This is a genomic window from Streptomyces sp. NPDC002537, assembly GCF_053594975.1.
This window is the reverse complement of record NZ_JBSFWT010000001.1, coordinates 90,374-107,996: the sequence shown is the minus strand read 5'-3', so window position 1 is coordinate 107,996 and position 17,623 is coordinate 90,374. Positions and strand designations below refer to the sequence as shown.

At 70.3% G+C, this 17,623-nt stretch carries 17 protein-coding genes and 4 pseudogenes; 15 read left to right on the top strand and 6 right to left on the bottom strand.

Annotation, left to right across the window (positions count from 1 at the left end; translation table 11 throughout):
• Nucleotides 1–30: 30 nt before the first annotated feature.
• Entirely contained in the window at nucleotides 31–1,050 is a 1,020-nt protein-coding gene (locus ACWD4A_RS00190) for a 2-hydroxyacid dehydrogenase (RefSeq protein ID WP_451187284.1), read from the top strand.
• An 88-nt stretch (nucleotides 1,051–1,138) separates the two neighbouring features.
• Complete coding sequence (locus ACWD4A_RS00185) at nucleotides 1,139–2,872, top strand: GAF domain-containing protein (protein WP_451187549.1); 1,734 nt, start codon at nucleotides 1,139–1,141, stop codon at nucleotides 2,870–2,872.
• Nucleotides 2,873–2,969: 97 nt separating this feature from the next.
• On the opposite strand, the gene ACWD4A_RS00180 is transcribed toward ACWD4A_RS00185, so the two are convergent.
• Nucleotides 2,970–3,680, bottom strand: coding sequence for a response regulator (locus tag ACWD4A_RS00180; RefSeq protein WP_451187282.1), 711 nt, complete (start codon nucleotides 3,678–3,680; stop codon nucleotides 2,970–2,972).
• 252 nt (nucleotides 3,681–3,932) lie between these two features.
• Here ACWD4A_RS00180 and ACWD4A_RS00175 point away from each other — a divergent pair, with 252 nt between their 5' ends.
• Nucleotides 3,933–4,406, top strand: a complete 474-nt coding sequence (locus tag ACWD4A_RS00175; RefSeq protein WP_451187281.1) for a Crp/Fnr family transcriptional regulator — start codon at nucleotides 3,933–3,935, stop codon at nucleotides 4,404–4,406.
• A 230-nt stretch (nucleotides 4,407–4,636) separates the two neighbouring features.
• A pseudogene (locus ACWD4A_RS00170) lies at nucleotides 4,637–4,860 on the top strand (transcriptional regulator); the annotation flags it as partial.
• Here ACWD4A_RS00170 and ACWD4A_RS00165 read toward each other — a convergent pair.
• Nucleotides 4,811–5,305: a universal stress protein gene (locus ACWD4A_RS00165; RefSeq protein ID WP_451187567.1), complete on the bottom strand. Its 495-nt coding sequence runs from the start codon at nucleotides 5,303–5,305 to the stop codon at nucleotides 4,811–4,813. The pseudogene ACWD4A_RS00170 and the gene ACWD4A_RS00165 sit on opposite strands and share 50 nt — an antisense overlap.
• A 248-nt stretch (nucleotides 5,306–5,553) precedes the next feature.
• Between ACWD4A_RS00165 and ACWD4A_RS00160 the strand changes: the two genes are divergently transcribed.
• Together ACWD4A_RS00160 and ACWD4A_RS00155 are read left to right on the top strand one after the other, a co-directional pair.
• Nucleotides 5,554–6,441 (top strand): universal stress protein, encoded by an 888-nt coding sequence (locus ACWD4A_RS00160; RefSeq protein WP_451187279.1) that lies wholly within the window; start codon nucleotides 5,554–5,556, stop codon nucleotides 6,439–6,441.
• A gap of 67 nt (nucleotides 6,442–6,508) precedes the next feature.
• On the top strand, nucleotides 6,509–6,706 hold the full coding sequence (locus tag ACWD4A_RS00155) for a hypothetical protein (RefSeq protein ID WP_451187278.1): 198 nt from the start codon (nucleotides 6,509–6,511) through the stop codon (nucleotides 6,704–6,706).
• Between the two features lie 173 nt (nucleotides 6,707–6,879).
• Here ACWD4A_RS00155 and ACWD4A_RS00150 read toward each other — a convergent pair whose 3' ends face one another.
• Entirely contained in the window at nucleotides 6,880–9,264 is a 2,385-nt protein-coding gene (locus tag ACWD4A_RS00150) for a phosphoketolase family protein (protein WP_451187275.1), read from the bottom strand.
• 127 nt (nucleotides 9,265–9,391) lie between these two features.
• Here ACWD4A_RS00150 and ACWD4A_RS00145 point away from each other — a divergent pair.
• The 3 genes and pseudogenes from ACWD4A_RS00145 to ACWD4A_RS00135 form a co-directional block, all read left to right on the top strand.
• A pseudogene (locus ACWD4A_RS00145) lies at nucleotides 9,392–9,586 on the top strand (polyphosphate kinase 2); the annotation flags it as partial.
• Nucleotides 9,587–9,620: 34 nt separating this feature from the next.
• A pseudogene (locus ACWD4A_RS00140) lies at nucleotides 9,621–9,755 on the top strand (helix-turn-helix domain-containing protein); the annotation flags it as partial.
• Nucleotides 9,756–9,906: 151 nt separating this feature from the next.
• Entirely contained in the window at nucleotides 9,907–10,479 is a 573-nt protein-coding gene (locus ACWD4A_RS00135) for a pYEATS domain-containing protein (RefSeq protein WP_451187273.1), read from the top strand.
• A 138-nt stretch (nucleotides 10,480–10,617) separates the two neighbouring features.
• Here ACWD4A_RS00135 and ACWD4A_RS00130 read toward each other — a convergent pair whose 3' ends face one another.
• Nucleotides 10,618–11,340: a TetR family transcriptional regulator gene (locus ACWD4A_RS00130; RefSeq protein ID WP_451187271.1), complete on the bottom strand. Its 723-nt coding sequence runs from the start codon at nucleotides 11,338–11,340 to the stop codon at nucleotides 10,618–10,620.
• Between ACWD4A_RS00130 and ACWD4A_RS00125 the strand changes: the two are divergent.
• The 4 genes and pseudogenes from ACWD4A_RS00125 to ACWD4A_RS00110 all read left to right on the top strand — a co-directional run.
• Nucleotides 11,242–11,700, top strand: a pseudogene (locus ACWD4A_RS00125) (hypothetical protein); the annotation flags it as partial. The gene ACWD4A_RS00130 and the pseudogene ACWD4A_RS00125 overlap by 99 nt on opposite strands.
• Before the next feature lie 58 nt (nucleotides 11,701–11,758).
• Entirely contained in the window at nucleotides 11,759–11,953 is a 195-nt protein-coding gene (locus tag ACWD4A_RS00120) for a hypothetical protein (RefSeq protein ID WP_451187564.1), read from the top strand.
• An 89-nt stretch (nucleotides 11,954–12,042) separates the two neighbouring features.
• Entirely contained in the window at nucleotides 12,043–12,912 is an 870-nt protein-coding gene (locus tag ACWD4A_RS00115) for an SDR family NAD(P)-dependent oxidoreductase (protein WP_451187269.1), read from the top strand.
• A 199-nt stretch (nucleotides 12,913–13,111) separates the two neighbouring features.
• A complete protein-coding gene (locus ACWD4A_RS00110) occupies nucleotides 13,112–13,558 on the top strand; it encodes a nitroreductase family deazaflavin-dependent oxidoreductase (RefSeq protein WP_451187268.1) in 447 nt (148 codons plus the stop codon).
• Between the two features lie 33 nt (nucleotides 13,559–13,591).
• Here ACWD4A_RS00110 and ACWD4A_RS00105 read toward each other — a convergent pair whose 3' ends face one another.
• Nucleotides 13,592–13,900 carry a class I SAM-dependent methyltransferase gene (locus ACWD4A_RS00105; RefSeq protein WP_451187546.1) on the bottom strand — a complete coding sequence of 103 codons (309 nt, stop codon included), beginning with the start codon at nucleotides 13,898–13,900 and terminating at the stop codon, nucleotides 13,592–13,594.
• A 141-nt stretch (nucleotides 13,901–14,041) separates the two neighbouring features.
• Here ACWD4A_RS00105 and ACWD4A_RS00100 point away from each other — a divergent pair, with 141 nt between their 5' ends.
• Nucleotides 14,042–14,407 (top strand): hypothetical protein, encoded by a 366-nt coding sequence (locus tag ACWD4A_RS00100; protein WP_451187266.1) that lies wholly within the window; start codon nucleotides 14,042–14,044, stop codon nucleotides 14,405–14,407.
• A 68-nt stretch (nucleotides 14,408–14,475) separates the two neighbouring features.
• Here the strand turns inward: ACWD4A_RS00100 and abc-f are convergent, their stop codons facing one another.
• Complete coding sequence (abc-f, locus tag ACWD4A_RS00095) at nucleotides 14,476–16,110, bottom strand: ribosomal protection-like ABC-F family protein (protein ID WP_451187265.1); 1,635 nt, start codon at nucleotides 16,108–16,110, stop codon at nucleotides 14,476–14,478.
• 474 nt (nucleotides 16,111–16,584) lie between these two features.
• Here abc-f and ACWD4A_RS00090 point away from each other — a divergent pair, with 474 nt between their 5' ends.
• Nucleotides 16,585–17,622, top strand: coding sequence for a GDP-mannose 4,6-dehydratase (locus ACWD4A_RS00090; protein WP_451187263.1), 1,038 nt, complete (start codon nucleotides 16,585–16,587; stop codon nucleotides 17,620–17,622).
• Nucleotide 17,623: the final 1 nt, after the last annotated feature.

The following is a 17,623-nucleotide window of genomic DNA, read 5'->3' as shown; positions in this document are numbered from 1 at the left end:
GCGAGCACTATTCGTCAAGGAGAGCGGATCATGGCAGACATCGTGGCCTACGGCGTGACCACCGACGAGCGGCCGCTGCTGGAGCGGGCCCTCGGCGGAGGCCATGACCTGAAGTGCCTGGACTTCATCCTCAACGCGGACACGGTGGCCACGGCCGCGGGACGCCGGATCGTCTGCAGCAGCGTGAACGACATCCTGGACGCGGACGTGCTGCGGACGCTCGCCGGCAGCGGCACCGAGCTGATCACCCAGAGGGCCACGGGCTACAACAACATCGACCTGGCCGCGGCCCGGGAACTGGGCCTCGGAGTCTCCCGGGTGTCCTCCTACTCGCCCTACTCCGTCGCCGAGTTCGCCTGGGCGCTGGCCCTGGCGGTCGACCGGAGGGTGCACCGGGCGGCCATGCGCACCCGCGACTTCGACTTCCGGCTCGACGGCCTGATGGGACGCGACTTCCACGGCCGCACCGCCGGCGTGCTCGGCACCGGGAAGATCGGCACCGCCTTCGCCCGCATCGCCGCCGGCTTCGGGATGCGGCTCCTCGGCCACGACATCGCGCCGGACGACACGTGCCTGGCCCTGGGCATGGAGTACGTGGACCGCAAGCGGCTGTTCGCCGAAGCCGACCTGATCAGCCTGCACGCCCCGCTGGTGCCCGCGACGCACCACGTCGTCGACACGGAGGCGCTCGCCCTGATGAAGGACGACGCCATCCTGATCAACACCAGCCGGGGCGGCCTGGTCGACGCCCACGCGCTGGTCGAAACGCTGCTGGCCGGGCGCCTGGAGGGCGTGGGCCTGGACGTGTACGAGGAGGAGGCGGGGGTCTTCTTCTTCGACAGGTCCCTGGAGGTGATGACCGATGACACGCTCGCCCGGCTGATGACCTTCGGCAACGTGCTGGTCAGCTCCCATCAGGCGTACTTCACCAGGGACGCCGTCGGTCAGATCGTCGAGGCCACGGCCGGGAACATCGCCGACCACCTCGCCGGACGGGCCGGGGAGAACACCCTTGTGCCGTCGGCCCTTCAACGGCCGACCGCGGAGTGACCGGCCCGTTTCCTTCCCGGACGCGTTTCCGCCGATTGCCCCCGGCCATTACGGTGGTGCCGGGCGGCACGCCGCCCGCTTGCTCCGGATGCTTCGGCGAGGAGACACGGTGGAGAACCACGGGAGCGAACCGGTCCGGTTGCCGCAGCTGAGGCTGGACGAGCTGCTCGAGGAGCTCCAGGCCCGGCTGGACGCGGCGCGCGGCACCCGTGACCGGGTGCACAACCTGCTCGAAGCGGTGCTGTCCGTGGGGCGCGAGCTGGACCTCGAACAGGTGCTCAGGCGCATCGTCGAGGCCGCCGTGCTGCTCGTCGACGCGCAGTACGGCGCGCTGGGCGTGATCGGCTCCGACGGCCGGACCCTGGCGCAGTTCCTCACGGTGGGGCTCACGGACGAGCAGATCACCGCCATCGGCCCCTACCCGTCGGGCCACGGCATCCTCGGCGAGCTCATCCGGAACCCGGAGCCGCTCCGCCTGACCAAGCTCTCCGAGCACCCCGCCTCGTACGGATTCCCGCCGAACCACCCGCCGATGCACAGCTTCATGGGCGTGCCCATCAGGGTCCGTGACGAGGTCTTCGGCAACCTCTACCTCACGGAGAAGAAGGCGGGAGCGGACTTCGACGACGAGGACGAGGCGGTGCTCTCCACGCTCGCCGTCGCCGCCGGCGTCGCCATCGACAACGCCCGGCTCTACGAGGAGTCGACGCGCCGTGAACGCTGGCTCAGGGCGAGCGGGACCGTCACCAACAGCCTGATGTCCGACAGTGCCCGGCCGGAGGTCATGACGCTGATCGCCGAACTGGCCAAGGAGATCACCCACGCCGAGCTCGCGACCTTCTCCGTCCCCCTCGAGGACGGCACGGCGCTGACCACCGAGGTGGTCGTCGGCGCGCACGCCGACGAACTGCGCGGCCGCACCCTGCCGACAGCGGGAACCCTGGTCGGGGCGGCGTACGCCCAGGGCACGCCCGTACACAGCGACGACGTCACCGAAGACCCACGGATCACCGCCGATGCGCAGCGGCTCCACGGGCTGGGGCCCGCCGTGGCGGTGCCGGTCACCTCGGGCGACCTGGTCCGCGGCATCCTCCTCCTGGTCCGCGGCGGAGAACAGCCCGAGTTCTCGGACGAGGAACTCGGCCCGCTGCTGGCGTTCGCCGGGCAGGCCGCGCTCGCCATGGAACTGTCCGACCGGCGCGCCGACGCCGAGCAACTGGCCCTGCTGGAGGACCGCGACCGCATCGCCCGCGACCTGCACGACCTGGCGATCCAGCGGCTCTTCGCCACCGGTATGACCCTGCAGAGCGCCAGCCGGTTCATCGACCACGCCGGGGCGGCGGAACGGGTCCAGCGGGCGATCGACGACCTGGACGAGACCGTGAAGATCATCCGGTCGGCGATCTTCGGACTGCGGTCCCGGGAGACCGCCTCGCAGCACGGGCTGCGCACCAAAGCGGTCCAGGCGGTGGGCGAGGCCGTCCCCGTACTGGGCTTCGCGCCGAGCCTGCGCATGGAGGGACTGCTGGACACCCAGGTACCCCGGGCGGCGGTCGACGACATCGTCGCGGTCCTCGGGGAAGCCCTGGCCAACGTCGCCCGGCACGCCCAGGCCCGCGCGGTCGACGTGGCCGTGGTCAACGACGGCCGCTACCTCGTTCTCACCGTCAGCGACGACGGTGTCGGCATGGCCCCCGGCGGGCACCGCAGCGGGCTCCGCAACCTCGCCGAGCGGGCCGAGCAGCACGGCGGGCTGCTGGAACTGACCGACCGGCCCGGCGGCGGCACCGTGCTCACCTGGCGCATCCCGCTGGCCGGCTGAACGATCCGCCGGAAGCGCGGACGGTCGCACAGGGCCGACTCCCGCGGGCCCCGGCAAGCGCTGGACGCCGGCGCGATCACGGATGCCGGACCGCGCCTCACCGGTGGTCCCGCGGGTGCTGCGGTGCCGCGAGCTGGCGCTCCGCCTCGGTGGCGATCACGGCCGCCTGGATGCGCCGCTCGACGCCGAGCTTGGCCAGCAGGCGCGAGACATGGTTCTTCACCGTCTTCTCGGACAGGAACAGCCGCTTGCCGATCTCACGGTTGGTCAGCCCCTCCCCGACCAGACCGAGGATGTCGCGTTCGCGTGGGGACAGATCGGCCAGCCGCTCGTCCTCGGGCTCGCCGGTTTCCTGATCACCCCGCAGGCTGCTCATCAGCCGGGTGGTGGTCGCGGGGTCGAGCATGGACTGCCCGGACGCGACCGTACGGATCGCGGCGACGAGATCCGAGCCTTTGATCTGCTTGAGCACGTACCCCGCCGCACCAGCCATGATCGCGTCCAGCAGCGCGTCGTCATCGTCGAACGAGGTGAGCATCAGACAAGCCAGATCCGGTACGCGCGAGCGCAGTTCCCGGCAGACGGAGATGCCGTCGCCGTCCGGCAGGCGCACGTCCAGCACCGCGACGTCCGGGCGCAGTGCCGGACCCCGGGCCAGGGCGTGGGCGATGCTGTCGGCCTCGCCGACCACGCTGATGTCGTCCTCGGCGTCGAGCAGATCGCCGATGCCCCGCCGTACGACTTCGTGGTCGTCCAGCAGGAACACCCGGATCGGCCGCTCCCGCGAGAACCCTCCTGGCTGCTCCATGATCGGCTCCCTGCTGAAGGCGGGTACGGCACTCCTTTCTGTGAGCATGATCTGCCACCGGCCGATCCGCCAGGGGCCGAACGGCCCCATGCACCGCTCCCGAAGGGCGTGTCCACCGCGGTGTGCCGGGAGTGGGCCGGTCGGCCGCGGGAGCGGGCCGGTCGGCCTCTCGTGATCCGGGGGCCACGAACGGAGCATGGGAAAGAGCCCGAGGACGGCCCGCGGGCCATGGGACCAGGGAGGCACGACGCCATGAGGACGAGGATCGGACTGCCGACCATGACGTGCCGGCTCGACGCCCTTCCAGACGCGGAGCACGACCGGCTCATGACACTGTCACGCGAGGTGTCCTTCCCGGCCGGCACACGCCTCTTCGAGGAGAACCGCCCGGCAAACCGGTTCTGGATCATCCGGCACGGCGCCGTGGCACTGGACGCCCACGTGCCGGGACAGCGCCCGGCGATCCTCGAGACCCTGGGGGAGGGAGACCTGCTCGGATGGTCGTGGCTGTTCCCGCCTCACCTGTGGCACCTGGGCGCCGAGGCCGTCAGCCCCGTGGACGCCCTGGAGTTCGACGCGGGGGCCGTACGGCGCCTGTGCGCCGAGAACCCGCGCCTCGGCTACATGTTCACCCTCGCCTGCGCGCAGGTGATCGGCCACCGCCTCGACCGGGCCCGCACCCGCCTGCTCGACCTGTACGGCCCGTACGGGAGCGGGGTCCGCTGACGCCGACCTGACCACCGCGTCCGCCGGGCCGCGGCCGAGCACCGGCTGCAGAGTGCGGCCTCCTCCCGGCCGAGGCGCGTGCTGCCCATTCCGCACCAGGCCGACCCTGGGGACGGCTGAGGGAAGACGCAGTCTTCCACCACCGGGGTGGTCAGTCCGCGGGTACGGACGGTGTCCACGATCACACGGGCCAGTGGCTCGCGGCAGGGGCCGACGCGGCACCGCGCCCGCCCACTGCCGCCACCGAACTCGCTGCCGAGGCCGGCATGGGACAGTCCGCCTGCTCCCGCCGACTCCGCCTGCTGCGCGACTCGGCCTGGCCACCGGCGCTCGCAGAGGCCGCTCCGTCGCCTACGTCCTGCACCACATCGAGCATCTACGCCCCGGCGTGACCGACGTGCCGGTCACGACCATCGAGCCGAGCGACGGGCAGGCCGGCGCGCCGGGCACCTGAGAGCCCGGGCCCCTGGCCTTCGCCATCCCGTGCGGTCGACGGGGTGGGCCAGCAGCGGGACCTCCGGGTGCGCCTGCATCGCGCGGCGCAACGCGCTGTCGATCCGGTGCACGCGGCACAGGTCATCGGCCGCCACAGGGCCGACGCCCGCTCCAGGAACGCCGGAAGGCCACGTCTTCACGTCGAACCATGGGAAGAAGGCCTCCACTTCACAGCCTCGCAGCGCCGCTTGGGCGAAGGCGAAGAACGCGAGGTCCTCGTCCGCCCGTCCGCCGGTGAGCTCCACGATGACCCGAGCAGGACCGGGCCGGTCGTTCCTGGAACCGTGACACACGTGCAGGACGCGCAGCGATGCCCCGAGCCGTACTGCCGTGCCAGCTGCCCGGTCCACGGCCACAAGGCCCGCCGCCGAGCCGTCGGCCCCTGCCACGACGTGGAGTTCCATCGCGCTCACCACCTTCTGTCCGTTCGCCCGATGCCTTCCACGGTCGGCTGTGGCGCGTCATCCGGGTAGGGGCGGCCCGGTCCTTCGCGGGGGCCCTTCGGACCGTAGTGCGGATCCCTGCGGCCTCTGGGCGGTGAACAAGGCCGGTCGCACGCTGACGAAACGACAGAACACCGGTAGCCATGGGCGTCCCACCTCCCGTCGGCGCCCATGGGCCGGCGTCCGAAGTTCACGCCCGAGGAGGGAACATGCCCGAGGTGGACACGAACCGGCCGGGCCGCGTGCTGCTCGGCTTCGACGGCTCCGGCCCCACGGTGCGCGCTCTCGACCACGCGGTCGACGCGGCGCTCCGACGAGGCACCGAACTCGTGATCCTCTGCGGCTGGCCCTGGGGCAGGGCTCTGGCCCCCGCGTCCGCCGTGGTGAGCGGCGACGGACGGACCCTGTGCGAGACGGCACGCGATGCGCTGGACATGGCTGTGGCGCGGGTGCGGAGGAAGGCCACCGGTCTGACGGTCACGCCGGTCCTGACTGCCGAACTCGCGGAGTCCGCCCTGGTGCGGTACGGGCGCACCGCCTCCCTCGTCGTCCTCGGCTCCCGGGGGCACGGCGGCTTCGCGGGGCTGCTGCTCGGGTCGGTGACGCAGCGGGTGACGGCGCACAGCACGGCCCCCGTACTGGTCGCCCGTGGCGTCCCCCGGCCGCCACGGGGCACCGTGCTCGTCGGCCTCGCCTCCGACGCGGACACCGCCGCGCTGCGCTTCGGCTTCGAGGAAGCTGCCCGGCGGGACGCGAGCCTGTGGGTGGTGCACGCGTGGCGTTTCCCTGCGTTGCCGGGCGTGGAGCCGTCCGGACGTCTGCTCTGGGACGACGCGGAGGTGCTGGCGAAGTCGGCCGAAGCCGTACCGCAGTTCGCGGTCGCGCCGCTGCGGGACGAGTTCCCCGGTGTCCCGGTCCGCACCGAGGCGATGTGCCTGAGCGCCGGGCACGCCCTGGTGGAGGCGAGCCGTGAGGCCGAGCTCGTCGTCCTGGCCGCCCACCGCCGCCCACAGCGGCTCGGCCTCCGGCTGGGCCCGGTCACCCACGCGCTGCTGCAGCACGCGCACTGCCCGGTGACCGTCGTCCCGACCGACTGACGCACTGTCAATCAGAAAAGAAGGCCGCCGTGAAACACCGGCGCATCGACCAGGTCATGACCCGCGGGTGCGCGACGGCGTCGTGAACCTCATGGGCACGCTGGAGCGCGGCAGCGAGGTGGCCGTCGCCGTTGGCCTCACCAGGCGCGTCGACGGCGTGGTGGACGTCGTCGACAACCCCCGCTTCCGGACGGACGACTCCCGTACGAGGCCGGTGGACAGGGCCGCGGGCGAGGTCTCGGAGGAGTGGCTGCGCGGTCTGTGAGGCGACAGGAAGCCGTTGGGGTCCGCCGGGAAATCCCGGCAGGCCCCAGCGCTGCGACGACCGACGCCTGCCTTACGGTGCGAGGCCCATGACCCGGACAACGGCCCGGGGGCCGACAACTCGTCGAGCCGTCGGCCCCAGTCGTGCTCCCGCGCCGGCGGGAGCACGAGCGCTCACGCGGACCAGGTCCAGTCCGTCACCTCGGGGAGGTCTGTACCGTGTTCGCGGATCCATGCCGCGTGCCGTGTGCGGGCGTCCGTCATGGCCTGCCGCAGGGAGGCCGCGCGCACGGCCAGGCCGGGGACGCGGTCGATGACGTCCATCACCAGGCGGTAGCGGTCGAGGTCGTTGCGGATCACCATGTCGAACGGGGTCGTGGTGGTGCCGATCTCCTTGTAGCCGCGCACGTGCAGGTGGGCGTGGCCCGCGCGGCGGTAGGCCAGGCGATGGATGAGCCAGGGGTAGCCGTGGTAGGCGAAGACGACCGGCTTGTCACGGGTGAACAGCGCGTCGTACTCGCTGTCGGGCATCCCGTGCGGGTGTTCCTCCGCGGGCAGCAGCCGGGCCAGGTCGACGACGTTGACCACGCGCACGGCCACGTCCGGCAGTTGATGCCGGATGATCTGGGCCGCGGCCAGCACCTCCTGGGTGGGGACGTCTCCGGCTCCCGCGAGGATGACGTCCGGCTCGCGGGAGCCGTCCTCGGTTCCTGCCCACGGCCAGACTCCGGCGCCACGGGCGCAGTGGACCCGTGCCTGGTCCATGCTCAGCCAGTCGAAACAGGGCTGTTTGCCGGCGACGATCACGTTCACGTAGTCGCGGCTGCGGAGCGCGTGGTCGGCCACGGACAACAGGGTGTTGCTGTCCGGTGGCAGGTAGACCCGTACGACCTCGGGGCTCTTGCTGAGGACGTGGTCGACGAAACCGGGGTCCTGGTGGGAGAAACCGTTGTGGTCCTGGCGCCAGACGTGCGAGGTGAGCAGGTAGTTGAGCGAGGCGATGGGGCGCCGCCAGGGCAGCCGGCGGGAGACCCGCAGCCACTTGATGTGCTGGTTGACCATCGAGTCGACGATGTGCACGAAGGCTTCGTAGCAGGAGAACAGGCCATGCCGGCCGGTGAGAAGGTAGCCCTCCAGCCAGCCCTGGCAGGTGTGTTCGGAGAGGATCTCCATGACGCGGCCGTGCCGGTCCAGGTACTCGTCCGTCGGCAGCGTCGTGGCCTGCCAGGCCTTGCCGCTGGCCCGGTACACGGCCTGGAGCCGGTTGGAGGCGGTCTCGTCGGGACCGACGATCCGGAAGTCGCGACGCCCGCTGGTGGCCTCCATGATGTGTTCGAGCAGTTCACCGAGGACGCGCGTGGGCTCGTGGAGGGTCGCGCCGGGCTTGTCCACCGGAACGGCGAAGCGGTCGAGCGGCGGTACCGGCAGATCGCGCAACAGCAGGCCACCGTTGGCGCGGGGCGTCGCACCGAGCCGCCGGCTGCCCTCCGGCACGCACGCCAGGACCGTCGGCCTGGGCCGCCCGTGCTCGTCGAAGAGCTCCTCCGGCCGGTAGGAGCGCAGCCACGTCTCCAACTGCCGCAGGTGTTCGGCGTTGTCGCGGACTCCGGCCAGCGGGACCTGATGGGCGCGCCAGGTGCCCTCGACCGGGAGGCCGTCGACTTCGGCCGGACCGGTCCAGCCCTTGGGCGTCCGCAGCACGATCATGGGCCAGCGGGGCCGTTCGGTGACCCCTTCGTCCCGCGCGGTGCGCTGGAGCAGGGCGATCCGGTCGAGCGCGGTGTCCATGGCCGCGGCCATGGCCCGGTGGACGGCGAGGGGATCGTCGCCGGTCACGTGGAGCGGTTCGTGCCCGTAGCCGCGCAACAGCTCGTCCAGTTCGGGCTCGGGGAGGCGGGAGAGCACGGTCGGGTTGGCGATCTTGTAGCCGTTGAGGTGGAGGACGGGCAGCACCGCGCCGTCGTGCACCGGGTCGAGGAACTTGTCGGAGTGCCAGGCCGCGGCCAGCGGCCCGGTCTCGGCCTCGCCGTCGCCGACGACACACACGACCACCAGATCCGGGTTGTCGAAGGCGGCGCCGTAGGCGTGCGAGAGGGAGTAGCCCAGTTCCCCGCCCTCGTGGATCGACCCGGGCGTCTCGGGGGCCACGTGGCTGGGGACGCCGCCGGGGAAGGAGAACTGCCGGAACAGCCGCGCCATGCCGTCCGCGTCCCGGCTCACATCGGGGTAGGTCTCGGAGTACGTGCCCTCCAGCCAGGAGTTCGCCAGCACCGCGGGGCCGCCGTGCCCGGGTCCCCAGACGCACAGGGCGTCCAGGTCACGGGCCCGGATGACCCGGTTGAGATGGGTGTGGACGAGGTTCAGACCGGGCGAGGTGCCCCAGTGGCCGAGGAGCCGCGGCTTGACGTGCTCCGGCCGGAGCGGCTCCCTCAGCAGAGGGTTGCCCATCAGATAGATCTGCCCGACGGCCAGGTAGTTCGCGGCACGCCAGTGCAGATCCAGGGCCTGGACCTCGTCGTCGGTGATTCCGGCCGGTGCCGTCGTCGGGACGTCCCGCATGACTGTCTCCAGAAGGTGGATGGGGTCCGTGGTCTGCCGCTCAGCCTGCTCGTGGAACGACGATGGTCACCAGGGCCGACCGGAGATTGCCCGGGACCCGTCCGGCCCTATGACACCGGGCCGCGGCGGGCAAGGGCAGCACATCAAACGGGTCACCGAACGGCTCAGCCCGCGCAGCGCGCGGGTCGCGGCGCTTCCTGTCCCGACCGAGCGGGAGCGCACACAGTGGCACTTCCAGCGCTACGTGGCGGAGCTGCCCGCAGGGGTCTGCACCGACGCCGAGTACGGACGGTTCCTGGACCAGTGCCCCGTCTTCGAACGCCCGAGCCTGTGGGAGGGTCGGCGGACGACCCCCACGACTCACCCCGGAACAGATCGAACAAGCGCAACAGCTCTACGACTCCGGCACCCCGGTCCCGAAGATCGCCCGCACCTTCAAAGCCGCACCCGCCACCATCTACTGCCACATCACGCTCAAAGCGGCGAGATGACGCCCGCGCGGGACACCGCTGGGTCTCTGCGAGACCGGTGCCCAACACGGCTTGGCCCCCTGAGGCAGAGCAGATCGTGTTGTGACTCGCACAAGCCCGGTGGGAGACTACGTCGCCGGTCGATGCCAGCCTGACGGACACCTGGGGGAAAATGAAGGACTGGATACCCTTTCTGGAAGCATTGATCTGGCCGATCGTGGTGCTGACCCTCGCGTTCAAGTTCCGCGCCGGGCTGGGGCGACTCATCGAAGCGATCAACAGCAGAGTCGAGCGGGGCGACTCCTTTGAGGCGGGGGCATCAGGGATCAAGCTCGGGCCCTCGTCCCCGCAGACCCCGACCGGGGCTGAGCCCCAGCCAGGCGCGCAGCCCGTTCTTGAAGTGCCGCCGCCGCTAGCCGAACTGACCGAGGCCCCGGCCGAAGCCGTTCCCAGAGTTCATCTGGTTCACAGCGCGCACCGCGACAGCGCAATCGACCGAAACGGCTACAGGTACTTCCGGCTTCGCATCGCCCTTGAGGGCGACAGCGACTCTGATCTCGACCGTGTCACCAAGGTCGTCTACCACCTGCACCCGACATTCAGGGACCCTGACCGCATCGTCACGAATCGCTCGACCGGCTTCGAGCTCACCACAGCAGCCTGGGGAACGTTCAACCTGACAGCCGATGTCTACATGAGGGGCAGCTCCGAGCCCCTCCGGCTGGAGCGATACCTGAATTTCTGACCGCGCGACCAACCTCAGCCGAGACTGCAACCGTGAGGTCGGTCTCGGTCCGCTCACACCTGCTCGAAGCAGCTAAATGATGCTCGCAGACACGATGAGCTGAGACACCGGCCCCGGACCGTCTCAGCACACAATGCATCATGCCTGCTCAGAGCGCTGACCGAGAGCTAGATCCCATGAAACAGGACACTCGTTGCAGTAGCCCCTCATCAGCGCGGTCAGAATGTTGGCGAGCCGCGGTGCGACATCGACGAGGGCGTGGGCCAGTTCGGGGGTGTCCTGGTAGAAGCGGCGCAGTTCGGTGCCCGGCGCGGCCATCTGCCACAGTGCGCCGGCCATGGCGGTGGCGGTGGCGACGACGTTGCCGCCCTGTTCGCCTGTGAGGTCCAGGGCACCGTGCAGGGCTGCGCTGACTGCCCCTGCCTCGGCGATGGCGATCAGCTTGAAGGACCGGACGGCGGTGAAGGACACCCCGCGCTCCAGGTTCAGCGGCGTGTGGGCGAGCAGGTCGCAGAACAGCGGGCGTGCGACCAGCGAGTCGGCGAGGATGCCCGCGACGGCGGCGATCCGTGTCTCGGGCTCCGCCGGGCGTCCGTCGCCCAGTTCGCCGAGCCGCTCCCGCACATCCTGCGACCACTGGGCCCACTCGCTCGCGGCCAGGCGCAGGAAGATCTCTTCTCTGGTCTCGAAGTAGCGCAGCATCGCCGACTTGTGCATGCCGACCGCCGCGGCGATGTCGGTGAGGGTCACCGCGCGGACGCCGTGCTCGCCGGCGAGGCGTGCGGCAGCCTCCAGGATCGACGTCTCGCGGGCGCGCTTGGCTTCGGCGCTTCGGGCGCGTTCGAACTGCGGAGTGGTCACCCGCACAGCTTACCGCAACCATGTTGCGGTATTGATGTCATCGTGTTCTGCTGGGAGGAGGTGTCATCCCGGGCGCGCCCGACGTCGACCGTCCCGGGGTGTGGGCTCTACGGAGAGGCGCCGGACGCCGGGCAGCCCACATGTTCCTCGGTGGTTCGACCGCGGGGTGCGGCCCAGCGGCACCCGGTCGCGCGTCGGGCCGGCCGGCGTGAAGATGCTCCTGCTGGACGTCGACGACGAGGAGGCCGACCTGGCGTCGGTGAACTCGCCAAGTCCCGGTTCGGCCGGGTCGACGCGCTGATCAGCAACGCCGGGTACTACCAGGCCGGGCCGCTGGAGGGCGCGACGATGGACCAGGTTCACCGCCAGTTCCAGACCAACGTCTTCGGCCTGATCGCCCTGACCGAGGCGTTCGTACATGGTCACCGGCGGCGACGCCCGCACGGTCCGCTACTGCAGCGGCCCGGACGGCGAGGCGATCCCGCGCGTCAAGCGGCTGCTCGGCCAGGGCTGGTGCTGGCAGGAGTTCAGCGCCCACAACCGTGGCGAGACCACCCCCCTATGGAACGCGCTGATGTCCCAGCCCGTCGCGGCGCCGACGGACGAACGCTGAACGACCCGCACGTCCCGGCGGGCATGGCGGACACCCACGCCTAACGCAACCTGGTTGCGGTAATAGTGAAACGGTGTTGTACTAGACCCATGGCTACGCAACCGAACACCTGGTTCATCACCGGCTCCTCCCGCGGCTTCGGCCGCTCCCTGGCCGCCGCGGCCCTCAAGGCCGGCGACGCCGTCGTGGCGACCGCCCGCAGGCCTGAACAGCTCGCCGACCTGGCCGCCGAGTACGGCGACCGGGTGCTCCCGGTGGCCCTGGACGTGACCGACGCCGCCGCGGCCGAGGCCGCGCTCACCGCCGGGCTCGAGAAGTACGGGCGGATCGACGTGGTGGTCAACAACGCCGGCTACGCCAACCTCTCACCGGTGGAGACCACCGACGAGGCCGACTTCCGCCGACAGTTCGAGACCAACTTCTGGGGCGTCTACAACGTCTCCCGGGCCGCGCTGCCGCTGCTGAAGAAGCAGGGCGCGGGCATCGTGATCCAGTTCTCCTCGATAGGCGGACGCGTCGGAGGCGCCCCCGGGCTCGGCTCCTACCAGGCGGCCAAGTTCGCCGTCGACGGGTTCACTCGCGTCCTGGCGGCCGAGACCGCGCCGCTCGGGATCCGCTACCTCGTGGTCGAGCCGGGCGGCTTCGCCACCGACTGGGCCGGTGCCTCCATGCAGGTCGAGGACGTCCCCCAGGAATACCGCGAGACGGTCGGCGCCCTGGGGGAACTGCTGCGCGGCGGCGGCGCCGTGCAGGGCGACCCCGACCGGGCCGCGGACATCCTCGTGCGGATCGTCCACGCCGACAACCTGCCCGGCCATCTGCTCCTGGGCGCCGGCGCGGCGCACATGGCCCTGGACCACTCCCGCAGCCAGATCGCCGAAGCCACAGCCTGGCAGGCCGTCTCCGCCTCCGCCGACACCGGCGCCGACTACCCGGTCGACCTGCCCACCACGCGCTAGGCCCCGCTACCGGCGTCCGGAGCGGCGCGCAGGTCGGTGCGGTTGACGAACGAGTGCCGCACCCGGCGCGGCACCGCCTCGACCGGAGTGGGAACAAGGGCCTTGGCAATCCTCATTCTTGCTGGTCGTGAGCACTTTGCGTTTTACCTGACCGCCTGTCGGGCACCACACTTCATGACGTGACGATGGGGTGAATGCGATGCCTCTTGAGGGCGAATACGAGCCGAGTCCGGCGCAGTGGGTGCGCGATCAGGTCGAGCTGTACGAGAGTTCGGGCGGCACGCGGGGATCGACGCTCTGGGACACGGGCCTGCCCGTCGTCATTCTCACGACGCGTGGCGCGAAGAGCGGCAAGATCCGCAAGATCCCGTTGATGCGTGTGGAGCACGAGGGGCAGTACGCGGCCGTGGCCTCGAAGGGTGGCTACCCACGTCACCCGGTCTGGTACTTCAACGTCAAGTCCGACCCGCGCGTGGAGCTCCAGGATGGGCCCGTACGCCGGGACATGACGGCCCGTGAGATCACCGGGGACGAGAAGGCCGAGTGGTGGGAGCGCGCGGTCGCCGCGTATCCGCCGTACGCCGAATATCAGGAGAAGACCGACCGTGTGATCCCCGTCTTCGTGCTGGAGCCCGCGCGCGGGTAGGACCCGGCGCTTCTTCACCCGACCTTCGTCGCGTCAGATAGTGGCCACCAGTAGATCCTCCCCGCTTGACGGGCGAAGGCCGTCGGCCCGATCGGCGTCGTCGATGAGTTCGGTCGGCAGCACGAATGTCATGGCGAGCGTCGAGCCGGGGGCGAGTCCGGCTAGCCGGCGCAGGGTCGTCGCAGTGGCGTCTTTGGTGAGGTACATGGTGACGCCGGTGCAGGCGACGACCGCCTGCGGACCGGGATCGAAGCCGGTGTCGGACAACTGCTCCCACCAGTCCCCGCCCGCCTCGAAGTCGACGATACGCCGGGGTAACTGGCTTGTGCGGTGGTGCTGCAGACCCCGCGCGGACTGTCGGACGTCGGTCCGCCACCCGAAAAGCGGCGCAGCTTCCGCTACTTCTGAGCACCGCCTCCTGGCATGCCATGGAAGGCCGCACCCTCACAAAGCGCCTTACTGCTCGACTTCACGGAGGTAGTCATGGGTCTTCGAATCAAATCCATCCTCACGATCGGTCTCTCGGCGTCGGCACTCTCGATGACGCTCTTCGCTGCTCCCGCGCTGGCCGATGGTCCCGTCACCCGGCAGCCGGGCGAACCGGTCTGCGTCAACGGATTCGCGTGCTTCTACGAGACTCCCTGGGAAGGGAAGACGTCGTGGTACGCCGGTCCCGGATCGAAATGCGTCACGCTTCCTTTCCCTGCCTACGGCGTATTCAACCTGACCGACAAAAGACTCGACATGTACGCCACCGCCGACTGCACGGGTGACGCGCTCTCGGAACCGGCCGACAACTTCCACACCTGGCAGTCCTGGCAACCGCGCATGAGCTTCCGCGCAGTCTGAAGCGAATACCGCCCCCCCACGCGGGGAGACGAGGCCCCCCGCGTGGGTGCGGTCGACGCGTCAGTGGCTCATGCGTGTGGTGCCCCCGTCTCCGTCAGCTCGCCGTCGGCGACCCGCAGCCATCGGTCGACGCCGATCCGTTCGAGGAAGCGCTCGTCGTGGCTGACCACCACGAACGCCCCGCGGTAGCACTTCAGGGCGCTCTCCAGCTGGCTCACGCCGACCAGGTCGAGGTTGTTCGTCGGCTCGTCCAGCAGTAGCAGCTGCGGGGCCGGTTCGGCGCACAGGACGCAAGCGAGCGTGGCGCGCAGACGTTCGCCGCCGGAAAGTACGTGCACGGGCAGGTGCGCCCGGGTGCCGCGGAACAGGAAGCGCGCGAGCAGGTTCATCCGCTCCGCCTCCGGCCGGTGCGGGGCGAACGCCGTGAAGTTCTCGGCCACGGTGCGGTCGGGGTCGAGCAGGTCCAGGCGCTGTGACAGGGAGGCGATCCGCCCGTCGGCGCGCTTGATGGTCCCGCCTTCCAGGGTGAGTTCACCGGCGATCAGCCGCAGCAGGGTGGTCTTGCCCGCACCGTTGGGCCCGGTGAGCGCGATGCGCTCGGGACCGCGGATCGTGAGATCGGCACCTTCCCCCGCGAACAGGTTCCGCTCGCCGCGGCGGATCTGCATCCGCTCGCCCAGGACGACGGTGCGTCCGGCGGGGACGTCGGTGTCGGGCAGTTCCAGGGTGAGCCGCTGTTCGTCCCGCAGGGCGCGTCCGGCTTCGTCGAGCCGGGCCTGTGCCTCGTGTACGCGGGTGGCGTGCGTCTGGCCCGCCCGTCCGGCGGACTCCTGGGCGCCGCGCTTCATGGTCCCGGCGAAGATGCGCGGCAGGCCGGCGCTCTTGAGGTTGCGGGCGGCGTTGCTCGCGCGGCGCTCGGCCCGCTCGCGGGCCTGCTGCATCTCGCGCTTCTCCCGCTTCAGTTCCTGCTCGGCGTTGCGTACGTTCTTCTCCGCGACCTCCCGCTCGGCCTGCACGGCCTGCTCGTACCCGGTGAAGTCGCCCCCGTACAGCCGCAGTTCACCCCGGTCGAGTTCGGCGATGCGCTCCATACGGTCCAGCAGGGCCCGGTCATGGCTGACGAGCAGCAGACTGCCCTTCCAGTCCGAGAGCACGTCGTAAAGCCTGTGGCGGGCTTCGAGGTCGAGGTTGTTCGTCGGCTCGTCCAGCAGCAGTACATCGGGGCGCTTGAGCAACTGCGCCGCCAGACCGAGGCCGACGATCTGGCCACCGCTGAGCGTGCCCAGGGTCCGGTCGAGGGTGAGGTGGGCGAGACCGAGCCGGTCGAGCTGGGCGCGGGTGCGCTCTTCGATGTCCCAGTCGTCGCCGATGGTGGTGAAGTGCTCCTCGCTCACGTCGCCGGACTCGACGGCGTCGATGGCACGGATCACCGAGTCGACGCCCAGGACCTCGGCCACGGTCGGTTCGCCGGTCAGGGGGAGGGCCTGCGGGAGGTAGCCGATCGTGCCGTTCACGGCCAACGAACCTGCTGATGGCCGCAGTTCACCGGCGATCAGCTTCAGCAGCGTGCTCTTGCCGGAGCCGTTGGGCGCCACAAGGCCCGTACGGCCGGCGCCGACAGTGAAGGACAGGTCCTTGAAGACCGGGGTGTCATCGGGCCAGGAGAAGGACAGCTGGGAGCAGATGACGGAAGCGTCGGACATGGGGATGACCTCGTGAGGGAAAGAGGGCAGAGCGCTCCACGGGGTAACCGGGGTAACCGAGGTACGGAAACCGCGCATGGAGGGCGCTGCGCCTGAGACAGGAAAAGGGGACGACGAGATGACCACGACGGCGGCTGCCGAAGTGCGCCTGCCGGTGGTCGGTCAGCTCCGGGTATCACCCGGAGATGTCGTCGTCACCCGCCATGTCTGACTCCTCAACGAAGGGCTGTTGCCTCGACACCGTATCAGGCTCCGCGCGGTTGCCCGAGGGCCCCCTTCTCTCTCCTCTGCCGCCGACGTGAAGGCCCGCGGTCCGTGGCCGAATCCATGGTCCGCCCGTACCGTCCGCGAAGCGCCCGCGCCGAAGACTCGGAAATTCCATAGCCCGCTCCGTGATTCCGTGAGCCTGCCGAGCGTTGGGTGGGGACCTGTGGTCCTCGACCGGCTTTGTCCGTGGCAGTGAAAGGGGACCGAATGTCCAGGCGCGCGCTGATCACCGGAATCACCGGGCAGGACGGCTCGTATCTCGCCGAGCATCTGCTCGCCGAGGGCTACCAGGTATGGGGTCTGACCCGAGGTCAGGCCAACCCGCGCAAGGACCGGGTGGCCAAACTGATACCCGACCTCGCCTTCGTGGACGGTGACCTGATGGACCAGGGCAGCCTGGTCTCGGCTGTCGACCTGGTGCAGCCGGACGAGGTCTACAACCTCGGGGCCGTCTCCTTCGTACCCATGTCCTGGCAGCAGCCGGAGCTCGTCACCGAGGTCAACGGCACCGGCGTGCTGCGCATGCTGGAGGCCATCCGCATGGTGAGCGGCCTGGGCAAGTCCACAGGCGGAGGCGATGGCCACGGCCAGATCCGCTTCTACCAGGCCTCCTCCTCGGAGATGTTCGGGAAGGTGGTGGAGGCGCCGCAGAGCGAGCGGACCCCCTTCCATCCGCGCAGCCCCTACGGGGTGGCCAAGGCATACGGCCACTACATCACCCAGAACTACCGCGAGTCCTACGGGGTGTTCGGGGTGTCGGGGATCCTCTTCAACCACGAGTCCCCCCGTCGCGGCGCGGAGTTCGTGACCCGGAAGATCTCCCTGGCGGTCGCGCAGATCAAGCTGGGCCTGCAGGACAAGCTGCCGCTCGGCAACCTCGACGCGGTGCGCGACTGGGGCTTCGCGGGGGACTACGTCCGCGCGATGCACCTGATGCTGCAGCAGGACAGGGCCAAGGACTACGTGGTGGGCACCGGCCGGATGCACTCGGTGCGGGATGCCGCACGCATCGCCTTCGAGGCCGCGGACCTGGACTGGGAGGAGCACGTCGTGGTGGACCCGGCGCTGGTGCGGCCCGCCGAGGTCGAGACGCTGTGCGCCGACTACGGCAACGCCCGCCGCGAGCTGGGCTGGGAGCCCGAGACCGACTTCGCGGAGCTGATGCGGATGATGGTGGAGTCCGATCTCCGCCAGGCCGGTCTCGAGCGTGGCCACGACGAGTTGCTCGCCGCGGCGGGCTGGTAGG

What these genes read in the sequence shown, in the direction of transcription:
- ACWD4A_RS00190 (WP_451187284.1), top strand. Translation starts at nt 31, where the DNA reads ATGGCAGACATCGTGGCCTACGGCGTGACCACCGACGAGCGGCCGCTG.
- ACWD4A_RS00185 (WP_451187549.1), top strand. Translation starts at nt 1,139, where the DNA reads ATGCTTCGGCGAGGAGACACGGTGGAGAACCACGGGAGCGAACCGGTC.
- ACWD4A_RS00180 (WP_451187282.1), bottom strand. Translation starts at nt 3,680, where the DNA reads ATGGAGCAGCCAGGAGGGTTCTCGCGGGAGCGGCCGATCCGGGTGTTC.
- ACWD4A_RS00175 (WP_451187281.1), top strand. Translation starts at nt 3,933, where the DNA reads ATGAGGACGAGGATCGGACTGCCGACCATGACGTGCCGGCTCGACGCC.
- ACWD4A_RS00165 (WP_451187567.1), bottom strand. Translation starts at nt 5,305, where the DNA reads ATGGAACTCCACGTCGTGGCAGGGGCCGACGGCTCGGCGGCGGGCCTT.
- ACWD4A_RS00160 (WP_451187279.1), top strand. Translation starts at nt 5,554, where the DNA reads ATGCCCGAGGTGGACACGAACCGGCCGGGCCGCGTGCTGCTCGGCTTC.
- ACWD4A_RS00150 (WP_451187275.1), bottom strand. Translation starts at nt 9,264, where the DNA reads ATGCGGGACGTCCCGACGACGGCACCGGCCGGAATCACCGACGACGAG.
- ACWD4A_RS00135 (WP_451187273.1), top strand. Translation starts at nt 9,907, where the DNA reads ATGAAGGACTGGATACCCTTTCTGGAAGCATTGATCTGGCCGATCGTG.
- ACWD4A_RS00120 (WP_451187564.1), top strand. Translation starts at nt 11,759, where the DNA reads ATGGTCACCGGCGGCGACGCCCGCACGGTCCGCTACTGCAGCGGCCCG.
- ACWD4A_RS00115 (WP_451187269.1), top strand. Translation starts at nt 12,043, where the DNA reads ATGGCTACGCAACCGAACACCTGGTTCATCACCGGCTCCTCCCGCGGC.
- ACWD4A_RS00110 (WP_451187268.1), top strand. Translation starts at nt 13,112, where the DNA reads ATGCCTCTTGAGGGCGAATACGAGCCGAGTCCGGCGCAGTGGGTGCGC.
- ACWD4A_RS00100 (WP_451187266.1), top strand. Translation starts at nt 14,042, where the DNA reads ATGGGTCTTCGAATCAAATCCATCCTCACGATCGGTCTCTCGGCGTCG.
- abc-f (WP_451187265.1), bottom strand. Translation starts at nt 16,110, where the DNA reads ATGTCCGACGCTTCCGTCATCTGCTCCCAGCTGTCCTTCTCCTGGCCC.
- ACWD4A_RS00090 (WP_451187263.1), top strand. Translation starts at nt 16,585, where the DNA reads ATGTCCAGGCGCGCGCTGATCACCGGAATCACCGGGCAGGACGGCTCG.